The sequence below is a fragment of the Pantoea sp. ANP04 genome, from assembly GCF_041982285.1.
Lineage (GTDB): Bacteria > Pseudomonadota > Gammaproteobacteria > Enterobacterales > Enterobacteriaceae > Pantoea > Pantoea eucalypti.
The window spans coordinates 42,996-62,571 of sequence record NZ_JAUTYS010000010.1 but is presented as its reverse complement, the minus strand read 5'-3'; the positions used below and the strand labels follow the sequence as shown (position 1 = coordinate 62,571).

Genomic DNA, 19,576 nt, shown 5'->3' with positions numbered 1-19,576 from the left:
GGTCATTAAGACATTGTCTGTGTGCCTGTCTCGGGCATCACGCTTCGATCCACAGAATGCTAAGGGTATAGCAACTAACGCTATGATTCACCTTGTGGCTCTGGATATTTAAAACTTATTTTTAACGAACGGTCTGTATCTCCTGTACAGATGTCATTGGTAACGGTTGGATAATGAACAAAACTGCCTTTTACGCCGATTTGAATCGCGATATGCGCGCCTTACTGGCGGGAGAAACGGCGTTCCTCGCCGCGATGGGAAACTTCAGCGCGCTGCTGTATGAACGTCTCGATGGCGTGAACTGGGCGGGTTTCTACCTGCTGACGGAAGCCGATACGCTGGTGCTGGGTCCTTTCCAGGGCAAAATTGCCTGTGTGCGCATTCCGGTCGGTAAAGGTGTGTGTGGCACGGCGCTGGCAGAAGAAAAAGTGCAACGCGTTGACGATGTGCATGCCTTCCCGGGCCACATTGCCTGTGACGCTGCCAGCAATGCTGAGATTGTGATTCCTCTGAAAGTGAATGGCACGGTGGTTGGCGTGCTGGACATCGACAGCGTGACATACAATCGCTTTGACAGCGAAGACGAATCGGGGCTGGTCACACTGACTGATGGGCTTTGTGAAGTGCTTGCGAACAGCGACTTAGAAAAATATCTGCAGCTGACGCGCAGCTAATCGACTGGATCACATGGCATTTAGCGATGTTGTCATTATAATGTCGCCTGTTCATGCCTGCGCTGGTCGGCAAACCCGTTGTAATCAGGAAATTTCATGGAAAATCAACCTAAGTTGAATAGCAGTAAAGAAGTCATCACTTTTCTGGCGGAGCGCTTTCCGCACTGCTTTAGCGCTGAAGGTGAAGCGCGTCCGCTCAAAATCGGTATCTTTCAGGATCTGGTCGAGCGTGTTCAGGGCGAAATGGGTCTGAGCAAAACACAGCTGCGTTCCGCGCTGCGTCTTTATACGTCAAGCTGGCGTTATCTGTACGGCATTAAAGCCGGTGCTATCCGTGTCGATCTCGACGGCAACGCCTGTGGCGTGCTGGATGAGCAACACGTAGAGCATGCACGCAAGCAGCTGGAAGAAGCGAAAGCCCGCGTCCAGGCGCAGCGTGACCAGCAGCGCGCTGCACGTCGTGAAGCCGGTGAAAGCGAAGAGGGCGCAGCACCGCGTCGTCCACGCAAGCCCGCGGCTCGTAAGCCTGCAGAAGGTGACGCTGCGCGTAAACCGCGTCCGCAGACCACTGCAGCACCGCGTGCGACCGCTTCACAGCATCGCAAGCCAGCCCCACGTCCGGAGCAGGAAGCCCGACCCATCACTGATACCTCAACTTTGCAACCCGGCCAGAGTATTAAAGTTAAAGCAGGCAAAAGTGCGATGGACGCTACCGTTCTTGAAGTATCAAAAGACGGCGTTCGGGTCCAGCTCGCTTCCGGCATGGCAATGATTGTGCGCGCAGAACACTTGCAGTTCTGAAACGGAGGCTAACCCCGGCATGAACACCCTTTTTAAAGTTGGACTTATTGCGGGCCTGCTATTAGCAGGCCCATCCTTCGGCGCAGAGAACATTACGCGCGCCGACCAGATTCCCCAGCTTCACGAAGACCCGCAGGATCCCACTGTCAGTGAGCGCGTCACGTCGCGCTTTACCCGTTCCCACTATCGCCAGTTCGATCTGGATCAGAACTTTTCAGCGAAAATTTTTGATCGCTATCTGAACATGCTCGACTACAGCCACAATGTGCTGCTGGCATCGGATGTGGCGCAGTTTGCCAGCAAAAAAACCACCGTGGGCGATGAGCTCCGCAGTGGCAAGCTGGATCTTTTTTACGATATTTATAATCTGGCGCAGAAGCGCCGTTTTGAGCGCTATCAGTATGCGCTGACGGTGCTGGCGCGTCCGATGAATTTCAGCGGCAATGACACTATCGACATTGACCGCGCCAAAGCGCCATGGCCGAAAAATGAGGCTGAACTAAACGCGCTCTGGGATGCCAAGGTTAAATATGACCAGCTGAGCCTGAAGCTGGCCGGTAAAGATGACAATGAGATTCGCGACGTTCTGACTAAGCGTTACAACTTCGCGATCCGCCGTCTGGCCCAGAGCAACGGTGAAGATGTTTTCCAGCTGGTGATGAACGCTTTCGCCCGCGAAATCGATCCCCACACCAGCTATCTGTCGCCGCGTAACACCGAGCAGTTCAACACGGAGATGAGCCTCTCTCTGGAAGGCATCGGTGCGGTTCTGCAGATGGATGACGACTACACCGTGATCAACTCAATGGTGGCAGGCGGTCCGGCAGCGAAAAGCAAAGCCATTACCGTTGGCGATCGCATTGTGGGTGTCGGGCAGCCAGGCAAGCCAATGGAAGATGTTATCGGCTGGCGTCTTGATGATGTTGTTGCAAAAATCAAAGGGCCTAAAGGCAGCAAAGTGCGCCTGGAAGTTCTGCCAGCCGGTAAGGGCACGAAAACCCGTACTGTCACGCTGACGCGTGAGAAAATCCGTCTGGAAGACCGTGCGGTGAAGTTGACCATTAAAAATGTCGGCAAGCAGAAAGTCGGCGTGCTCGATATTCCTGGCTTCTATGTCGGTCTGACCGACGACGTGAAGGTCCAGCTGCAGAAATTGCAGAAACAGAACGTCGACAGCGTGGTCATCGACCTGCGTACCAACGGCGGCGGAGCGCTGACCGAAGCGGTATCCCTTTCCGGCCTGTTTATTCCGAGTGGTCCGGTGGTGCAGGTTCGCGACAACAATGGTCGGGTGCGCGAAGACAGCGATAACGACGGCGTTGTTTACTATAAAGGTCCGCTGGTGGTGCTGGTCGATCGCTTCAGCGCCTCAGCCTCTGAGATCTTCGCTGCCGCGATGCAGGATTATGGTCGTGCAGTGATTGTTGGCGAGCCAACCTTTGGTAAAGGCACCGTTCAGCAGTATCGCTCTCTGAACCGCATCTATGATCAGATGCTGCGTCCGGAGTGGCCAGCGTTAGGCTCCGTTTCTTATACCATCCAGAAGTTCTATCGCATTAACGGCGGCAGTACACAGCGCAAAGGCGTCACGCCGGATCTGCTGATGCCAACCGGCGTAGAAGCGGCTGAAACCGGTGAGAAATTTGAGGATAACGCACTGCCGTGGGACAGCATCAAAGCGGCAACCTACACCAAAACCGGTGATGTTAAACCGCTGGTTGCGCAGCTGACGAAGCAGCATGCTGATCGCATCGCACAGGATCGCGAGTTTCAGTACATCATGAAGGACATTGCCCGTTACAATGCCCTGAAAGATAAGCGCAATATCGTGTCACTTAATCTTGCTCAGCGCGAGAAAGAGAACCACGAAGATGATGCATCACGACTGGAGCGCATCAACGCGCGCTATCAGGCAGAAGGCAAAAAACCGCTGAAAAACCTGGATGAGCTGCCGAAAGATTATAAAGAACCGGATCCGTATCTCGACGAGACGGTGAAGATCGCAAATGATCTTGCCCAGCTGGAGAAATCCCAGCCAGACGCACCCGCGGCGAAATAAGCCGCTGTTGCCAGAAAAAGCACCGCTAAGCGGTGCTTTTTTTTGCGTCCGTAAAAGTTCCCATTAACCAATGATTAGCGCGCGAGAAGCCGCCTGCAGGCTGGGTTGCTCATCAGGCGTGTCAGAATGTAAAGTTATGTCTTTTTAGGCACTTAAACGTTAAGGTTGCTTGAAAAGCAGCCCAATGCCCATAGGATATGGATCCGCGTATAGGCGCGTGAACTACTGAGGAAGATTAACAAAAATGATGCGTATTGCTCTTTTCCTGATGACCAACCTGGCTGTGATGTTGGTATTCGGGCTGATTCTCAGCCTGACAGGGATCCAGTCAAGCAGTGTTCAGGGCCTGATGATCATGGCAGGCCTGTTTGGCTTCGGCGGTGCGTTTGTTTCACTGCTGATGTCGAAGTGGATGGCGCTGCGATCGGTTGGCGGTGAAGTGATTGAACAGCCACGCAACGAAACCGAGCGCTGGCTGGTGGATACTATTGGCCGTCAGGCCCAGCAGGCGGGCATTGCGATGCCACAGGTCGCAATCTATCACGCACCTGACATCAACGCCTTTGCGACCGGCGCACGACGTAACGCCTCACTGGTTGCTGTCTCAACCGGTCTGCTGCAAAACATGAGCCGTGATGAAGCGGAAGCGGTACTGGCACACGAAGTGTCGCACATCGCTAATGGCGACATGATCACCATGACGCTAATCCAGGGCGTGGTGAACACCTTTGTGATTTTCGTTTCACGCATTCTGGCGCAGATCGCGGCAGGCTTTATGTCCGGCAACCGTGATGGTGAGGAGAGCAGCAACGGCAATCCGCTGGTCTACTTTGCGGTGTCGATGGTGCTGGAACTGGTGTTTGGTATTCTCGCCAGCATCATTACCATGTGGTTCTCCCGTCACCGTGAGTTCCATGCCGATGCCGGTTCAGCGAAGCTGGTTGGTCGTGAGAAGATGATTGCGGCGTTACAGCGTCTGAAAACCAGCTATGAACCGCAGGAGCCGAGCAGCATGATGGCGTTCTGCATCAACGGCAAAGGCAAATCATTCAGTGAGCTGTTTATGTCGCATCCGCCGTTAGATAAGCGTATTGAAGCACTGCGCAGCGGTCAGTATCTGAAGTAGCACTAAGCCGAGCAAATAAGGCGACCCGCGGGTCGCCTTTTCTGTTTTAGAAATCAGCATCAGATTGAATCAGACAGCAATATCTTAGCTCCAGTATCTTAGCTCAAAGAGCAGGGAACCCAGAGAGAGGAGGATAACGTCCCGACGCCTGTACAAAAACGCCGGGAGCGTTTTTAAACAACGCAAAGCGTTGGCCCGTTTATGGGCGCACATCAGGGATGAGGTGCGTAATCGTGCAGGACGACCGTCTGGGATGACAGTCGTCTTTTTGATTTGTCAGGGTTCCCTGTGCAGACCCGGCCTTACAGCGAATCGGTTCACATGCTGTAAGGCGTTCGCTTTTTCGCTGCCATCAGGCGCGGGTCTGCGTCATGCGCGACACGCTCACCAGCGCCGCCACGGCGGCAAAGCTGCCCGCCAGCAGCAGCGAAACGTGCGTGCCACGCTCATCAAACAGATTAAACATCAGCGCAACCAGCGCAGCACCCATACTCTGACCCAGCAGGCGCGCGGTACCCAGCATGCCGCTGGCAGCGCCGCTGCGGTTACGTGGAGCAGAGGTGACAATTGTGTGGTTGTTAGGTGACTGGAACAGCCCAAAACCGGCACCGCACAGCATCATGCGCCAGATAATATCACCATCGCCAGGGTTTGCTGGCAGCCAGGCGAGCAGGAACAGCCCCAGGGCGAACATCGCCAGCCCGATTCCTCCCAGCAGCCCGGCATGCACCCGCTCAATCAGCCGGCCGGCTATTGGCGCAAACACCATGGTCGCCAGCGGCCAGGGCGTCAGAAGTAAACCGGTTGCCACCTCATCACGCTGCAGGACGTTTTGCAGGAAGAAGGGCAGTGAGACCATCGCCAGCATCTGCGCGCAGAAGGAGCAGACCGACGTGCCCATCGACAGGCTGAAAATGGGGATACGCAACAGATCAACCGGCAGCAGCGGCACCGCCATGTTTAACTGACGACGAATAAAGAACCAGCCTGTCACCAACAGAACAACGACCTCCGACAGCACCAGCAGATGACTCTGACCCTGCGCAAAACCGCTCAATGCGGAGATGATCAGACCAAAGAACAGGGCATTCATGATCGCGCTGGGCACATCAAATTTCTGTGCGGTGGCTTTTTGCGGATTATCGGGCAGTGTGCGCAGCGCCAGCCACAATGCAATAGCACCCAGCGGGACGTTAATCAGAAACAGCCATTTCCAGCTCGCCACTGACAGAATCGCAGCCGCTACTGTCGGGCCTGCCGCGGTCGACACCGCCACCACCAGCGAGTTAATTGCCATGCCGCGTCCCAGATAGCGCTGGGGATAAATAATGCGTATCAACGCAGTGTTCACACTCATCAGCGCGGCGCCACCTAACCCCTGCAGCACGCGGGCAAAGGTCAGCATGGTTAGCGTGGTCGAGAAGGCGCAGAACAGCGAGGTGGCAATAAACAGCGCCAGGCCGGCCTGGTAGACGCGCCGATAGCCCAGCATATCGCCCAGAAACGAGAGCGACAGCAGCGAGACGATAATCGCAATCTGATAGGCATTCACTATCCAGATTGACTGCGCCGGGCTTGCATTGAGTTCACGCGAAATGGTCGGCAGGGCGACGTTGGCAATCGCGCCATCCAGCACCGCCATGGTCAGCCCGATAGCGATTGTGGCAATAGCCATATAGCGCTGACGGCCTGGTAATCCATCCTGCGGAGGAGAAAGAGTCATAAGTTAATTACTAAAGAGGATGAATATCATCATGCTAATGAAATTAACGCTGAAATGCAGCGATCGAACGGATAAAAAACTGTCTTAAAATATGACGCATGGGTTAAAGCATTGCTGCCATGCTGCGCCTCACTCTATACTGACTATCCGTTCCATTTTTTTTGAAACAGGTTTAATAAGGTGCGCGATGTCCATTGGTGAAAATGATAAACAGCCTGATTCGGTCTCTTCTGTTCTTAAAGTGTTTGGCATTTTGCAGGCGCTGGGCGAAGAGCGCGATCATGGTATTACTGAGCTCGCGCAGCGCGTCATGATGTCAAAAAGCACCGTCTACCGTTTTCTGCAGACCATGAAGTCGCTGGGCTATGTCACGCAGGAAGGCGAGAGCGAGAAGTACTCACTGACGCTGAAGCTGTTTGAGCTGGGTGCAAAAGCATTACAGAACGTTGATTTAATCCGCAGCGCGGATGTGCAGATGCGTGAGTTGTCGCGTCTGACCAAAGAGACGATTCATCTGGGCGCGCTGGAAGAGGACAGTATTGTCTACATCCACAAAATCGACTCGCTCTATAACCTGCGTATGTATTCACGCATTGGTCGTCGTAATCCGCTGCATACCACTGCGATCGGTAAAGTGCTGCTGGCCTGGCGCGACCGAAGCGAAGTGGAGGAGATTCTACGGGATGTGGAGTTTAAACGTAGCACGGCCAATACGCTGTTAAGCGCGGAGGCGTTGATTACGACGCTGGATCAGGTCAGAGCGCAGGGTTATGGTGAGGATAATGAAGAACAGGAAGAGGGATTGCGCTGCCTCGCCGTGCCGGTATTCGACCGATTTGGCGTGGTGATTGCGGGACTCAGTATCTCTTTTCCCACCATTCGTTTTTCAGAAGATGCCCGTCAGGATTACGTGGCCATGCTGCATCGTGCGGCGCGCACGCTTTCATCAGAGATGGGCTATCACGACTACCCGTTCTGAAAACAGCGGGCCATCCGGCCCGCCATTCTACTAGTTATCGATCACTTCTCCGCTTTTCTTCAGCAACGGGCAATCCGTTACGCCCACTACACCACTGTCAGTGTGCAGATACTGCGCGCTGATCACGCCGCGAGCGGTCAGATAACTGCATTGCAGGCCAAGTCCGGCTGCATTTTTAGTGCTGCCGGTTAATACGCCATAGCCGGTAAACAGCATCGCCAGCCAGATCACCGCTAGCAAGCCTATCGTGCGAATCAACAGTTTCATTATGTCTCCTTGTGAAAGATAACTCAGCGCACAACCTGGTGCTGCCGGTTATGATGATATCAGCATGCCTCGGTTTTCAGGCAGGATCGATCAGAGATAACTGAAACGGCAAAATCTGCATTGACGTGATCCCCATTATCTTTTGTGATGGCTAAAGGTAGAATAGGGGGTTGGCGTTTTCACTTTGTTTTATGAGGCAGTTATGAATGAGTTAGCCGCAAATCCGGGACCGCTGGTCAGTTATGGCCTGATGGTCATTATTTTAATTGTGGCGTTTATTGCCTGGTTCTTTGTTAACCGGGCCAGCGTTCGCGCCGGAGAGCAAATTCACTTACTGGCGTCGTTGCTGGAAGAGCAGAAGAAACAGAACCAGTTGCTGCGCCGTCTGATTGAGATGCAGCCCGTCTCCGAGGTCAAAAAAACCGATGAAGATGCGGAGAAACGGGACTTTATCCGGTTAATTCCGGAACGTTAATCACAGCAGAGAGGCAGGATGGCCTGGAAAAATCCGTGGTATGACAGCAGTAAAGCGCACCATACGCCCGAGGGGTTCTGTAGTCCAGAACCGGAGCAGCGCCAGCCAGGCGATCTGCAGCGCTGGCGCAGAGAGCGTAAGGCTCAGGGGCTGCCGCATCCTCCACAGCAGGGCTATGCGGCGTTCACCGATCAATGGTGGCAGCCAGCCGACATCCGCGGCAGTGACGATCGCATCTGGTGGCTGGGGCATGCTGCCGTGCTGTTGCGGCTGAACGAGCAATATATCCTGATCGATCCTGCACTCGGCTCACGCGCTTCGCCGTTCTCATTTGCCGGACCACAGCGAAAAACACCTGCGCCGCTCAGTATCGCTGATCTGCCGCGTCTGGATGTGGTGCTGATTTCTCATAACCATTACGATCATCTTGATCGGACGACCGTTAAAGCTATTGTCCGGCGTTTCCCTCAGGCAACCTTTATTGTGCCGCTGGGTCTGGCTAAGTGGTGCAGGGCGCGGGGCGTGAAACAGGTGCATCAGCTCGACTGGTGGCAGCAGACTGCGGTCAATGGCCTCTGTTTTGATGCCGTTCCGGCACGTCACTGGAGCATGAGAACGCTACGCGATCGAAACCGTTCGCTCTGGTGCGGCTGGGTTGTGCGGTCTGCCTCCGTACGTTTCTGGTTTTCGGGCGACAGCGGTTATAGCGACAGCCTGCTGGACATTCCAGGCAGACTGGGGCCGTTCAACCTGGCCGCTTTGCCGATTGGCGCCTATGCACCTGAATGGTTCATGGCAAGCCAGCATATGAATCCCGATCAGGCGGTGGCGCTGTGGCAGGCAGCCGGCAGGCCGTTAACGCTGCCGATCCACTGGGGTGTGTACGAACTGGCCGATGAGTCACTGGATGCGCCACCAAAAGAACTGGCAGATGCGCTGCTGCGGGCAAACGAGCGAAACGACGGCTTCACGCCCTGGCGAATAGGTGAAAGCCGAAGGCTGAATAATGACGCCCAGGAATTATCCTAAACCCTGATGGATAAATAAAAGCCAGTACTTTTTTATCTGATATCAATTTTTCAAATCGAAAGTTAAATTATTAATAAGAAAAATTGTCTTCGATGCTTTTATTTGACGCAAGGCTAATGTGTTACTCATGGTTTTGGTGCAAAAAAATGTTGTTTGTACAAAAATAAACAGCGGTGTACAGGATTGACGTCAGATTTCTGATATCTTCAACCGTTACCGCTTCGCTTTATCATTCTGCAATTGCCATATTTGTGAAATATTAATTTCTTATGGTATCCATCGAATTCATACTGGCAGCCGCAACGTGGCACCGCGCTGGCCGGGCAGGGGCCTTATTCGTGCAGACATGCGTAAACCCACCTGACAGGCAATGTGAGCCTTTTGGCAATTATGTGCACAGGCTCTCTGAGCCCCTAAAAATGGCTTGCCATTATTTTTAGGATATGTGATAACAATTCCTGAGTTAAACGAGGTACAGTTCTGTTTATGCATGGCATCTTCAGTAAAGAAGTACGAGTAAAGACGTTGACGTTGAATACCGCTTCCTTGCCGAACCTTAATTAGTGCCTCATGCAGTAATGTCTCTGGTTTTTCTGTATGACAGCCTTCGGGCTAAATAAACATCTAAAGGAATTTGCAAAATGGCAAAGATTAAAGGTCAGGTTAAGTGGTTCAACGAGTCTAAAGGTTTTGGTTTTATCACCCCTGCTGACGGCAGCAAAGATGTGTTCGTACACTTCTCTGCTATCCAGGGCAATGGTTTCAAAACCCTGGCTGAAGGCCAGAGCGTTGAGTTCGAAATTCAGGACGGCCAGAAAGGCCCGGCAGCAGTTAACGTAACTGCTATCTGATTCGACTCCGCCTCGGTGCGTCGCACCCTGACACGGAATCTCAAAGCCCTGGCTTCTCAGCCGGGGCTTTCTTTATGCTTCCGATGCGTAAACGATAAGGTTACACTGCGCCGCGTTATCTGATGCCGGAGCACCTTATGTCCCTGATTTGCCCTCTTTGCCACTCACCTCTGACCTTCACAAACCGCAGCTGGTGCTGTGAAAATCGCCATCAGTTTGATCAGGCGAAAGAAGGCTACGTCAATTTGCTGCCCGTTCAGCACAAACGCTCACGGGAGCCAGGTGACAGTGCAGAGATGATGCAGGCACGGCGGACGTTTCTTGAGGCAGGCTACTACCAACCGCTTCGTGATCAGGTGGTCAGCCTGCTCAGCCCGGCACTGACCCAGCCGGCGTGCAAAATTCTTGATATAGGCTGTGGCGAAGGCTACTACACCGCCGCACTGGCTGAGGCGGCAGGCGGAGAGGCACAGATTTATGGGCTGGATGTTGCCCGAATGGCAATCCGTCTGGCGGCAAAGCGCTATCCTGCGGTGCGCTTCTGCGTCGCCTCCAGCCAGCGCTTACCCTTTGCCGATCAGGCCCTGGATGCGGTGGTACGCATCTACGCCCCCTGCAATGAAGCAGAACTGGCACGCGTGCTGAAGCCGGGTGGCCTGGTATTGACGGTCACACCTGGCCCGCATCATCTGCAACAGTTTAAAGCGCTGATTTACCGCGAAGTGCAGTTGCATGTGCCGGAGCAGAAAGCGTACCCCGGATTCACGCAGGTGACACAGCAGGCGCTGCGTTACCCGATGGCATTAACCGGCGCAGCGGCGACAACCCTGTTGCAGATGACGCCATTCGCCTGGCGGGCGCGGGAGGAGGTCTGGCAAACGCTGCAGCAGAGCGAGCAGTTCAGCTGCGATGCCGACTTTAGCCTGACGATGTGGCAGCGCGACTAACGCGCTTCTACCAGGGTGTTATAGATGCGCTCCAGATCGTCGAGTTGCTGCACCGCGATCAGCAGTCGACGCTGTTCAAGCTGAATCACCAGAATGCCATCCTCAGAGAGATTCATCCCCTGAATCCGCCGGTAATCGATCCAGACACCGGCGTAAAACAATCCATCATTCTTCATCAGTAGCGTAGGTTTTCGCAGCCAGAAGAGCCAGAACGCCAGAAAACTCAGCATCATCAGCAGAGAGGTGGTGAGCTGCGGGCCGTGATGACTGACGTTGTTCCACAGCAAAATCAGCAGCAGACCGATAAAAATCAGGCTGTCGAGTTTATGCTGCCTGCGCAGCGTGACCCTTAAGCGGGTGGGGCCATGCCGACGCGGCAGAATCGCCTCATGGTAAACGGCAAACCCCATCAGGGCGGCGATACAACACGCAATCAACGCGTCAGTTAAAGACATCACATCTACCTCAAACAGGGTGAGCTCAGCCGGTTGTGGCTCAGCTCACCACGCTTAAAAGCCGGGAGCGCAGGCTCCCGGCCGGGTGAAATTACAGACCGAGCAGGCCGATCCAGTAACCAAAGATACCGATGGCGAAGAAGCCGACGATAATCCACAGCGCGTTCACTTTACGACGCAACAGCCACATACAGCCAAAGGTCAGCAGCAGCGGCACCACGCCCGGCATCAGTTGATCAAGGATCGACTGAACCGTGGTGACGGTGGTTTTACCAGTGGAGTCGGTGATGCGCGAGACGACCAGCGGGATGTTAACGTGCGTCCACTTGTTGACCAGCGCCCCCATGACAAACAGGCCCAGAATCGAGGCGCCCTCCGTGAGCTTCTGCAGAAAACCGCCGCCCATGTCGCTGACAATGTCGATTCCTTTACGATAGCCATACGCCACGCCGTAGTAGCGGGTTAGCAGACGCGCCAGGTTAAACAGCACAAAGAACAGCAACGGCCCCAGCAGACTGCCGCTCATTGCGATACCGGCACCCAGCGCGGCAAACACCGGACGTACCGTGCCCCAGAAGATCGGGTCGCCGACACCGGCCAGCGGTCCCATCAGGCCGACTTTCAGGCCGTTAATCGCCGCATCGTCGATGGGTGCGCCGTTGGCACGCTGCTCTTCCATCGCCATGGTGACGCCCAGTACCGGCGCGGCCACATAAGGATGGGTGTTAAAGAACTCCAGATGACGCTTTATTGCCTGCTTACGCTCATCATTGTTCTCCGGATAGAGACGGCGGATCACCGGCACCATAGAGAAGCAGAAGCCCAGCGCCTGCATACGTTCAAAGTTCCATGAGCCCTGGAACAGGTTCGAGCGCATAAAGACGGCGCGAACATCTCCGGCTGTCAGTTTCTTTTCGACTTTCGTAATATCAACCATGTGCTCACCTGTTCCTTAATCGAGTTCGTTATCAAGATCGTTTGCGGTTGCTGCACCATTGGGTGCGCCTGCTACACGGTTGTATTTCGGGCTGAGCTGGATGTAGAGCACGGCCATGACCACGCCAATCACGCCCAGCGCCACCAGGTTAAAGTTGGTAAACGCCGCGGTGACGAAGCCGAGATAGAAGAACGGCATCAGGTAGCCTGCGCGCATCATGTTGATGACCATCGCGTAACCGACGACCACAATCATGCCACCCGCGATATTCAGACCGTTGGTGACGACTTCAGGGATAGAACTGAGCAGGGCGTGAACCGCACTGGTGCCGACCGAAATCGCCACAATCAGCGCCGGAATAGCGATACGCATCGCCTGCAACAACAGGGCAGAGACATGGATCCAGGAGATGGCCGTGAGGTTACCTTTTTCGGCGGCTTTATCAGCTGCGTGCTGGAAGGCCACAGTCAGGGTACGCACGATAATGGTCAGCACCTGTCCGGCCGCCGCCAGCGGAATGGCCAGCGCGATACCGGCACCCACACTCTGACCGCCGGCGATCACCAGGATGGTCGAGATAATGGAGGCGAGGGCGGCATCAGGGGCCACGGCGGCACCGATGTTCATCCAGCCCAGTGCAATCATCTCCAGCGTACCACCGATGATAATGCCGGTTTTCATATCACCCAGCACGATACCAATCAGAGTACAGGCCACCAGCGGTCGGTGAAACTGAAACTCATCCAGAATCGACCCCATACCGGCAATGCAGGCGACAATAAAAATTAAAATAATTTGTAGCGAGGTTATTTCCATCATACTTCTTGTCCTCAGCAGGATAACGACGAGCCCGGAAACGCAGGCGCAGAAGTGCTTCTGTTACGCGTTAACTTTCGCAATCAGATCCATCATTTTCAGTTTCTGGTCACTGGAAACTTTACGCACTTCCAGTTCAATATTGCGTTCGTTGAGTTTTCGGAAGGCGGCAATATCTTTTTCATCAACCGAGATTGCATTATTCACCTGGGTTTTTCCCTGGCGAAATGCCATCCCGCCGATGTTCACCGTTTTAATATCCACACCCTGTTCCACGACGCGCAGAACATCGGTGGGATTGGTAAACAGCAGCATCACGCGATCCTGACCATACTTCGGGTTATTCCACACCCGCACCATTTTATCGACATCCACCACATGGGCTGTCACGCCGGGCGGGGCGACCTGCGTCAGCAGGGTTTTACGCACGTGGTCGTTGGCCACTTCATCACTGACCACGATAATGCGTTGAACGTTGGTCTCTTTCGTCCAGCGTGTCGCGACCTGTCCATGAATCAGACGGTCATCTATGCGCGTCAGTCCGATTTTCATGTGATCGCCAGGTGCCATCGGTTTAGCCGGTTGCGCTGCAACGGCCGGTTTTACCGCAGCCGGTGCCGGTGCTTCTTCTTTGGCTTTCAGGGCTTTAACCCCTTCACGGCCAGTTTCGACCGCGACGGCGACCAGTTCGTCAAATCCGGGATCGTCATCGCGCGCCATCAGGGTTTCGACCAGCATCGGGATATTGACCCCGGCGATGACCTCATACTGGGGCTTATCGACGACGATACGGCTGGCCGCATTAAACGGGCTGCCACCCCAGGTATCGACTAAAAACAGGACCCCTTTGCTGGTATCCAGTTCTGCCAGTCGTGCATTATATTTTTCAATCAGCGTTTCTGCATTTTCACCAGGGACAAAATCTATCCAGCCGACATTGTCCTGCTCGCCCAACAGCATTTCTGCTGTTTTCAGCAGTTGTTCCGCTGCCCAGCCGTGTGTACCAATTACAATCGCAATGGTCACGTGCTACCTCCGTTCGCTAGAGATGCTCATCTGAGTCAATGAACTGTATTGAGTCATGCTTTGGTTATTGTTTTAACCGGGTGATTCGATTAATCGGTTTAGCGTCGAAAAAACATGGGTTAATGACGTTAAGGCGATAAAGTCGCGATTTATTTTAGTGATCGAAAAAATAAATTATGTGATGTCTGTCAGCTATTCACCCTGTGAAGAGGCGAGTCACCCTTTTTATGCGCCCGATCATCCGCTCTGCAGATTGTAAAAATAAGAAAATTTTTTGACGCAAATCACCGACCTGATACATTAACGTTCTGTTTAATACTCAGGAGTAACGGGCTTCAGCCCACCTTTATGGATCGTCACCGACGTCGCTTAACCTGTTCTTTGCGCCTGCTGGCGCGTCACCCTTCGCCTCGCGGCGTTTTCAACGCTTTACCGACCATCCGGATGTCACGTTTCACTGCGCTGATACGCACCGGCTCAATCTGTTCCCTGTTCTGGAGTCATAAATAATGGAATTTTTATTCGACCCCTCAATCTGGGCGGGTTTACTGACGCTCATCGTGCTGGAAATCGTACTCGGCATCGATAACCTGGTGTTTATTGCCATTCTGGCCGACAAACTGCCGCCAAAGCAGCGTGACAAGGCCCGTTTGATTGGCCTGTCGCTGGCACTGATTATGCGTCTGGGCCTGCTGTCACTGATTTCCTGGATGGTGACGCTGACAACACCTCTTTTCAGCGTAGGCGGTTTCAGCTTTGCGGGTCGTGATTTAATTCTGCTGGCGGGTGGTCTGTTCCTGTTATTTAAGGCGACGATGGAGTTGCACGAGAGGCTGGAGAACCGGCAGCTCGACGGATCAGGTAATCGGGGATATGCCAGTTTCTGGGCAGTCGTGACGCAGATTGTGGTGCTGGATGCGGTCTTCTCGCTGGATGCTGTGATTACGGCTGTAGGTATGGTCAACCACCTGCCGGTGATGATGACGGCTGTGGTGATTGCGATGGGTGTGATGCTGCTGGCGTCTAAGCCGTTAACTAACTTCGTTAACGCGCATCCGACCGTGGTGGTGCTCTGTCTGAGCTTCCTGTTAATGATCGGTCTGTCACTGGTAGCAGAAGGCTTCGGCTTCCATATTCCTAAAGGTTATCTCTATGCGGCAATCGGCTTCTCAATTCTGATTGAGATGTTTAACCAGATTGCGCGTCGAAACTTTATCCGCCATCAGTCCAACCGTCCGATGCGTGAACGTACCGCAGAGGCGATTCTGCGCCTGATGGGAGGCCGCAATCGTGCCCAGATGGCCAGTAACAGCAACACCAGCAGCAGCGAAGAGGCTGCGCTGGCGGAAGCGATGCCGCAGGAAGCGTTTAAAGATGAAGAACGTTACATGATTAATGGCGTACTGACCCTGGCGTCACGTTCAATTCGCAGCATCATGACGCCGCGCGGTGAAATCTCCTGGGTTGATGCGAATCGTCCGGTGGATGAGATTCGCGGTCAGCTGCTTGATACCCCCCACAGTCTGTTTCCGGTCTGCCGGGGTGAGCTGGACGAAATTGTCGGCGTAGTGCGCGCTAAAGAGCTGCTGGTGGCGCTGGAGCATGGCGTGGATGTGGCAACCTTTGCGGCCAATAGCCCGACCATTGTGGTGCCGGAGACGCTGGATCCGATTAACCTGCTTGGCGTGCTGCGCCGTGCCAAAGGTAGCTTCGTTATCGTCACCAACGAGTTTGGTGTGGTCCAGGGTTTGATCACGCCACTGGACGTGCTGGAAGCGATCGCGGGTGAATTCCCGGATGAAGATGAAACGCCTGATATTGTGGCGGACGGTGATGGCTGGTTAGTTAAGGGCGGGACCGATCTGCATTCGCTGCAGCAACTGCTCGATTTCCATGAGCTGGTCGATCCGACAGAGGACCACGCCTCGCTGGCCGGTCTGCTGATTGAGCAGAAAGGGCAGTTACCGCTGCCTGGCGATGTAATTGATATCACTCCGCTGCACTTCCAGATCATCGAAGCGACCGACTACCGCATCGATCTGGTGCGTGTCACCAAAGATAAACCGCATGACGAAGATGAAGAGGGTTAATTCTTCACGTTGTTGCTAAGGCGCGGCTGGCATAACCGGCCGCGGTAAATCTTCCCGACAGCCGCTGCTTCAACGTCGCGGCTGTTTTTTTATCTGTGGGTATCGGCCTGGTGCAGTAACAGCCACGCCGGAAAATCCTGCAGCGGCATCGGACGGGCAAAATAGTAACCCTGCAGATGATCCACGCCGCGTTCGCGCAGATAAGCCGCCTGCACAGCCGTTTCCACGCCCTCAGCAACCAGACTGATGTTCAGGCGCTGGGCCAGCGAAATCACCATATCCGTTACCGTCGCGTTGATGGCGTCAGTGCCGATAGCTGCTGTGAAAATTTTGTCTATTTTCAGCACGTCGGGCTGCAGGTCTTTCAGATAGGAGAGTGAACTATGACCGGTGCCGAAGTCATCAATCGCCAGCTGAACGCCGATATCATGCAGCTGCGTAATGACCGATTGATCCACCACCGGGAGTGCATCCCGCTCGGTGAGCTCCACCATCAGTGTCGGCACTGGCGAGGCGGGCCACCACAGCTTTTGCAGATCTTCAATAATTGCGCCGTCCCGGAAATGACTGGCAGCCACGTTGATAGCGATATGGAAGGCGGGATCCGTGGGCAATAGCGGTAGCTGACTCACCACTTCATTCAGCACAAAGCGCGTCAGCGGCTTGATCAGATTCTGGCGCTCAGCCAGCGGAATAAAAACATCCGGTGCAATCCAGCCCTGACGGGCATTATGCCAGCGCATCAGTATCTCAATACCGTCGCACTGACCACTTTTGCTATTGATCAGTGGCTGGCAATAAACCATAAACTCGCGGGCGGTAATGCCATAACTGATTTGCCAGCTCAGGCTCATGCGATTTGCGGTTGCCAGCCAGACGATATAGCCCATAAGCAGGCTCAGCAGCACTGCCAGCGGCAGCTGTGAGGGAAGCGTTGCCAGCGCCGATCGGGTAGGAGAGGGGCCATAGAGTGTAAGCGTGAATGGATAGCGCAGCGAGCCTTGTTCATAGCTCACCTCATCGTCTGCAGCGACTGTCGACTCGATCAACGGATTACCATACTCCAGGCTCTGTCCGTTAACGTTAAACACGGCGCGTTCAACCCAGGGTAACTGCGGCTCCAGCAGATAATTGCTCATCATTTCGATGTTAATTACCTGCAAAATGCCTGAGCGGTTATCCGGGCTTTTTGGCGTCCACAACATTAAAATCGGTGAGCCTTTGAGAAGATAATCATCGGTTGAGAGGGTCATACGCTCGCCATTATAGGCAAGGTCGGGCCAGGTCTGGCTAAAAGGAATCGCGCGGGGTCCATAAACACTGGAGCAGTAAAGTACATCGTTATCCACCAGCAGAATCGCCCGGAGCGTCTGCAGAGAAGAGATTTTTTCGATGAGTGGAAAACGAACATTGTTGCAGGGTACACCCACGAGGCCCAGCGTATTATTCGCGGAAACTTCCAGCGGCGAAAACATCCGGTCAAACCGCATAATCGCTTTATTGGCGAAATCCATTGCCTGACGTTCAATACGTGACTTTTCTTCAAAATAGCGAAAGGCCAGCGTCAATATCATGACCACGATGGCGATTGAGAATGCTATGAGCAAACGCTTGCGTCTGAATTGTCCAACAAATTGCTGGGCCATAAACATCAGTATCCACCTTCCCAAAAAGCCAGAATAAAGCAAAAAATTACGGGGTTAGTATCGGCACGGCCAGATCAATATTGAGGCCGAAATGCAGAAAAGCGGGTCTGGAAAGCGACGAAAGCCGGACGGTTGCGCGGAAAACACTCTACCGTTAAAACCTGCGCTGAGATAGCGCAGGATGCGGATTTTATTACAGTTGAACGTTATTTAAACATTTAAACGTTTCGTTCAATCACACTGCACTTTAATTGCCAGACCGCCGCGTGAGGTTTCGCGGTATTTAGCGTTCATATCTTTGCCCGTTTCATACATCGTCTCAATAACCTTATCCAGCGAGACGCGAGGTTCGCTGGTACGACGCAGTGCCATTCGCGCCGCGTTAATGGCTTTAACTGAGGCGATCGCATTGCGCTCAATGCAGGGCACCTGAACCTGACCGGCAACCGGGTCACAGGTTAGTCCCAGGTTGTGCTCCATGCCAATTTCAGCGGCCACGCAGACTTGCTCAGGACTGCCGCCCAGCAACTCGGCCAGACCGGCCGCCGCCATGGAGCAGGCCACACCCACTTCACCCTGGCAACCCACTTCAGCACCGGAAATAGATGCGTTCATTTTGTACAGTACGCCAATGGCGCCGGAGGCAAGGAAATAGCGCAGAAAAATATCGGGGGTTACCGGCTCGATAAAGTGATCGTAATAAGCCAGCACCGCCGGCACGATGCCACAGGCACCGTTTGTTGGTGCGGTGACGACACGACCTCCTGCGGCGTTCTCTTCGTTGACGGCCAGTGCATACATATTAATCCAGTCGATAACAATCATCGGGTCACTGGAGTGCTTAGTGGAGGAGGTCAGGAGGCGACGCAGTGAGGCAGCACGACGTGGCACGCGCAGCGGTCCGGGCAACACACCTTCGGTATTCAGACCGCGATCGATACAGGCCTGCATCGTCTGCCAGATATCGGTGAAATAGGCATAGATCTCATCGCGGCTGTGCAGCGCCAGCTCATTTTTCATCACCAGGCCAGAGAGGGAGAGGCCGGTCTCATGGCAGTGCGCCAGCAGATCTTTAGCGGAATGAAACGGCCATGGCACTGACACTTCATCCAGTGCCGACTGCCCAAAGTGCTCTTCATCAACGATGAAACCGCCGCCAACGGAGTAATAGGTCTTCGACAGAATCAGCAGGTCACCTGCAAACGCCAGCAGACGCAGACCATTTTCATGCAGCGAGAGGTTCTCGCTGCGGAACACCATGCCGCCTTCGCGCGGAAAATCGACTTCATGCGCGCCTTTCGCCAGCAGCAGCCGCTCACGCTGTTCGACATCTTTAATAAACGCGGGTATCGCATCAATATCCACGGTATCGGGCGATTCACCCGCCAGACCCATGATGATCGCGATATCCGTATGATGGCCTTTGCCGGTCAGAGACAGAGAACCATAGACATCTACGGCGATTCGGGTCACCTCCTGAAGCTTTTCCTGTTCGCACAGCAAATCCACAAACTGCTTACCCGCTTTCATCGGGCCGACAGTATGCGAACTCGATGGGCCGATGCCCACTTTGAACATGTCGAAAACACTAATCACAGGTGACACTCCTCACAATTATTCTCAGTCTGCCGGGGCAGTTTATGGCGCCCATAGTAATAGTCATGCACCGGAAAAG

At 54.0% G+C, this 19,576-nt stretch carries 18 protein-coding genes; 10 read left to right on the top strand and 8 right to left on the bottom strand.

Features of this window, described 5'->3' with window-relative positions; all coding sequences use genetic code 11:
• Positions 1-173 precede the first annotated feature (173 nt).
• The 4 genes from Q7C21_RS14415 (at position 174) to htpX (ending at position 4,660) form a co-directional block, all read left to right on the top strand.
• Positions 174-674, top strand: coding sequence for a GAF domain-containing protein (locus tag Q7C21_RS14415; RefSeq protein WP_003852675.1), 501 nt, complete (start codon positions 174-176; stop codon positions 672-674).
• A 96-nt stretch (positions 675-770) separates the two neighbouring features.
• Positions 771-1,475 carry an RNA chaperone ProQ gene (gene proQ / locus Q7C21_RS14410; RefSeq protein ID WP_003852676.1) on the top strand — a complete coding sequence of 235 codons (705 nt, stop codon included), beginning with the start codon at positions 771-773 and terminating at the stop codon, positions 1,473-1,475.
• 19 nt (positions 1,476-1,494) lie between these two features.
• On the top strand, positions 1,495-3,534 hold the full coding sequence (prc, locus tag Q7C21_RS14405; protein WP_003852677.1) for a carboxy terminal-processing peptidase: 2,040 nt from the start codon (positions 1,495-1,497) through the stop codon (positions 3,532-3,534).
• A gap of 244 nt (positions 3,535-3,778) precedes the next feature.
• Positions 3,779-4,660 (top strand): protease HtpX, encoded by an 882-nt coding sequence (gene htpX / locus Q7C21_RS14400; protein WP_003852678.1) that lies wholly within the window; start codon positions 3,779-3,781, stop codon positions 4,658-4,660.
• A gap of 352 nt (positions 4,661-5,012) precedes the next feature.
• Here htpX and Q7C21_RS14395 read toward each other — a convergent pair whose 3' ends face one another.
• Positions 5,013-6,383: an MFS transporter gene (locus Q7C21_RS14395; RefSeq protein ID WP_008925327.1), complete on the bottom strand. Its 1,371-nt coding sequence runs from the start codon at positions 6,381-6,383 to the stop codon at positions 5,013-5,015.
• Positions 6,384-6,570: 187 nt separating this feature from the next.
• Between Q7C21_RS14395 and kdgR the strand changes: the two genes are divergently transcribed.
• Positions 6,571-7,362 carry a DNA-binding transcriptional regulator KdgR gene (kdgR, locus tag Q7C21_RS14390; RefSeq protein ID WP_003852680.1) on the top strand — a complete coding sequence of 264 codons (792 nt, stop codon included), beginning with the start codon at positions 6,571-6,573 and terminating at the stop codon, positions 7,360-7,362.
• Between the two features lie 30 nt (positions 7,363-7,392).
• On the opposite strand, the gene Q7C21_RS14385 is transcribed toward kdgR, so the two are convergent.
• Positions 7,393-7,629, bottom strand: a complete 237-nt coding sequence (locus Q7C21_RS14385; protein WP_003852681.1) for a YobH family protein — start codon at positions 7,627-7,629, stop codon at positions 7,393-7,395.
• 202 nt (positions 7,630-7,831) lie between these two features.
• Here Q7C21_RS14385 and Q7C21_RS14380 point away from each other — a divergent pair, with 202 nt between their 5' ends.
• The 4 genes from Q7C21_RS14380 (at position 7,832) to rlmA (ending at position 10,931) form a co-directional block, all read left to right on the top strand.
• The gene (locus Q7C21_RS14380; protein WP_008925326.1) at positions 7,832-8,104 is read left to right on the top strand and encodes a YebO family protein; all 273 of its coding nucleotides are present in this window, start codon (positions 7,832-7,834) and stop codon (positions 8,102-8,104) included.
• Positions 8,105-8,122: 18 nt separating this feature from the next.
• Positions 8,123-9,133, top strand: a complete 1,011-nt coding sequence (locus tag Q7C21_RS14375; RefSeq protein WP_008925325.1) for an MBL fold metallo-hydrolase — start codon at positions 8,123-8,125, stop codon at positions 9,131-9,133.
• Positions 9,134-9,774: 641 nt separating this feature from the next.
• The gene (gene cspE, locus Q7C21_RS14370) at positions 9,775-9,984 is read left to right on the top strand and encodes a transcription antiterminator/RNA stability regulator CspE (protein ID WP_003852684.1); all 210 of its coding nucleotides are present in this window, start codon (positions 9,775-9,777) and stop codon (positions 9,982-9,984) included.
• A gap of 137 nt (positions 9,985-10,121) precedes the next feature.
• A complete protein-coding gene (gene rlmA, locus Q7C21_RS14365) occupies positions 10,122-10,931 on the top strand; it encodes a 23S rRNA (guanine(745)-N(1))-methyltransferase (RefSeq protein ID WP_003852685.1) in 810 nt (269 codons plus the stop codon).
• Here the strand turns inward: rlmA and Q7C21_RS14360 are convergent.
• From Q7C21_RS14360 to manX, 4 genes are all read right to left on the bottom strand, one after another.
• The gene (locus Q7C21_RS14360; protein ID WP_003852686.1) at positions 10,928-11,386 is read right to left on the bottom strand and encodes a DUF986 family protein; all 459 of its coding nucleotides are present in this window, start codon (positions 11,384-11,386) and stop codon (positions 10,928-10,930) included. The genes rlmA and Q7C21_RS14360 overlap by 4 nt on opposite strands.
• Positions 11,387-11,477: 91 nt before the next feature.
• The gene (locus tag Q7C21_RS14355) at positions 11,478-12,323 is read right to left on the bottom strand and encodes a PTS mannose transporter subunit IID (protein WP_003852687.1); all 846 of its coding nucleotides are present in this window, start codon (positions 12,321-12,323) and stop codon (positions 11,478-11,480) included.
• Between the two features lie 15 nt (positions 12,324-12,338).
• Positions 12,339-13,139, bottom strand: coding sequence for a PTS mannose/fructose/sorbose transporter subunit IIC (locus Q7C21_RS14350; protein ID WP_033743088.1), 801 nt, complete (start codon positions 13,137-13,139; stop codon positions 12,339-12,341).
• Positions 13,140-13,202: 63 nt separating this feature from the next.
• Complete coding sequence (manX, locus tag Q7C21_RS14345) at positions 13,203-14,165, bottom strand: PTS mannose transporter subunit IIAB (protein ID WP_286863359.1); 963 nt, start codon at positions 14,163-14,165, stop codon at positions 13,203-13,205.
• A 509-nt stretch (positions 14,166-14,674) separates the two neighbouring features.
• On the opposite strand from manX, the gene Q7C21_RS14340 reads away from it, so the two are divergent.
• A complete protein-coding gene (locus Q7C21_RS14340) occupies positions 14,675-16,255 on the top strand; it encodes a TerC family protein (protein WP_003852691.1) in 1,581 nt (526 codons plus the stop codon).
• An 89-nt stretch (positions 16,256-16,344) separates the two neighbouring features.
• Here the strand turns inward: Q7C21_RS14340 and Q7C21_RS14335 are convergent, their stop codons facing one another.
• Together Q7C21_RS14335 and Q7C21_RS14330 are read right to left on the bottom strand one after the other, a co-directional pair.
• A complete protein-coding gene (locus Q7C21_RS14335) occupies positions 16,345-17,907 on the bottom strand; it encodes an EAL domain-containing protein (RefSeq protein WP_110411356.1) in 1,563 nt (520 codons plus the stop codon).
• A 225-nt stretch (positions 17,908-18,132) separates the two neighbouring features.
• Complete coding sequence (locus Q7C21_RS14330; RefSeq protein WP_003852693.1) at positions 18,133-19,497, bottom strand: L-serine ammonia-lyase; 1,365 nt, start codon at positions 19,495-19,497, stop codon at positions 18,133-18,135.
• Between the last annotated feature and the right edge of the window lie 79 nt (positions 19,498-19,576).

Coding starts and splice junctions, on each gene's coding strand:
- Q7C21_RS14415 (WP_003852675.1), top strand. CDS start 174: ATGAACAAAACTGCCTTTTACGCCGATTTGAATCGCGATATGCGCGCC.
- proQ (WP_003852676.1), top strand. CDS start 771: ATGGAAAATCAACCTAAGTTGAATAGCAGTAAAGAAGTCATCACTTTT.
- prc (WP_003852677.1), top strand. CDS start 1,495: ATGAACACCCTTTTTAAAGTTGGACTTATTGCGGGCCTGCTATTAGCA.
- htpX (WP_003852678.1), top strand. CDS start 3,779: ATGATGCGTATTGCTCTTTTCCTGATGACCAACCTGGCTGTGATGTTG.
- Q7C21_RS14395 (WP_008925327.1), bottom strand. CDS start 6,383: ATGACTCTTTCTCCTCCGCAGGATGGATTACCAGGCCGTCAGCGCTAT.
- kdgR (WP_003852680.1), top strand. CDS start 6,571: ATGTCCATTGGTGAAAATGATAAACAGCCTGATTCGGTCTCTTCTGTT.
- Q7C21_RS14385 (WP_003852681.1), bottom strand. CDS start 7,629: ATGAAACTGTTGATTCGCACGATAGGCTTGCTAGCGGTGATCTGGCTG.
- Q7C21_RS14380 (WP_008925326.1), top strand. CDS start 7,832: ATGAATGAGTTAGCCGCAAATCCGGGACCGCTGGTCAGTTATGGCCTG.
- Q7C21_RS14375 (WP_008925325.1), top strand. CDS start 8,123: ATGGCCTGGAAAAATCCGTGGTATGACAGCAGTAAAGCGCACCATACG.
- cspE (WP_003852684.1), top strand. CDS start 9,775: ATGGCAAAGATTAAAGGTCAGGTTAAGTGGTTCAACGAGTCTAAAGGT.
- rlmA (WP_003852685.1), top strand. CDS start 10,122: ATGTCCCTGATTTGCCCTCTTTGCCACTCACCTCTGACCTTCACAAAC.
- Q7C21_RS14360 (WP_003852686.1), bottom strand. CDS start 11,386: ATGTCTTTAACTGACGCGTTGATTGCGTGTTGTATCGCCGCCCTGATG.
- Q7C21_RS14355 (WP_003852687.1), bottom strand. CDS start 12,323: ATGGTTGATATTACGAAAGTCGAAAAGAAACTGACAGCCGGAGATGTT.
- Q7C21_RS14350 (WP_033743088.1), bottom strand. CDS start 13,139: ATGGAAATAACCTCGCTACAAATTATTTTAATTTTTATTGTCGCCTGC.
- Q7C21_RS14340 (WP_003852691.1), top strand. CDS start 14,675: ATGGAATTTTTATTCGACCCCTCAATCTGGGCGGGTTTACTGACGCTC.
- Q7C21_RS14335 (WP_110411356.1), bottom strand. CDS start 17,907: ATGTTTATGGCCCAGCAATTTGTTGGACAATTCAGACGCAAGCGTTTG.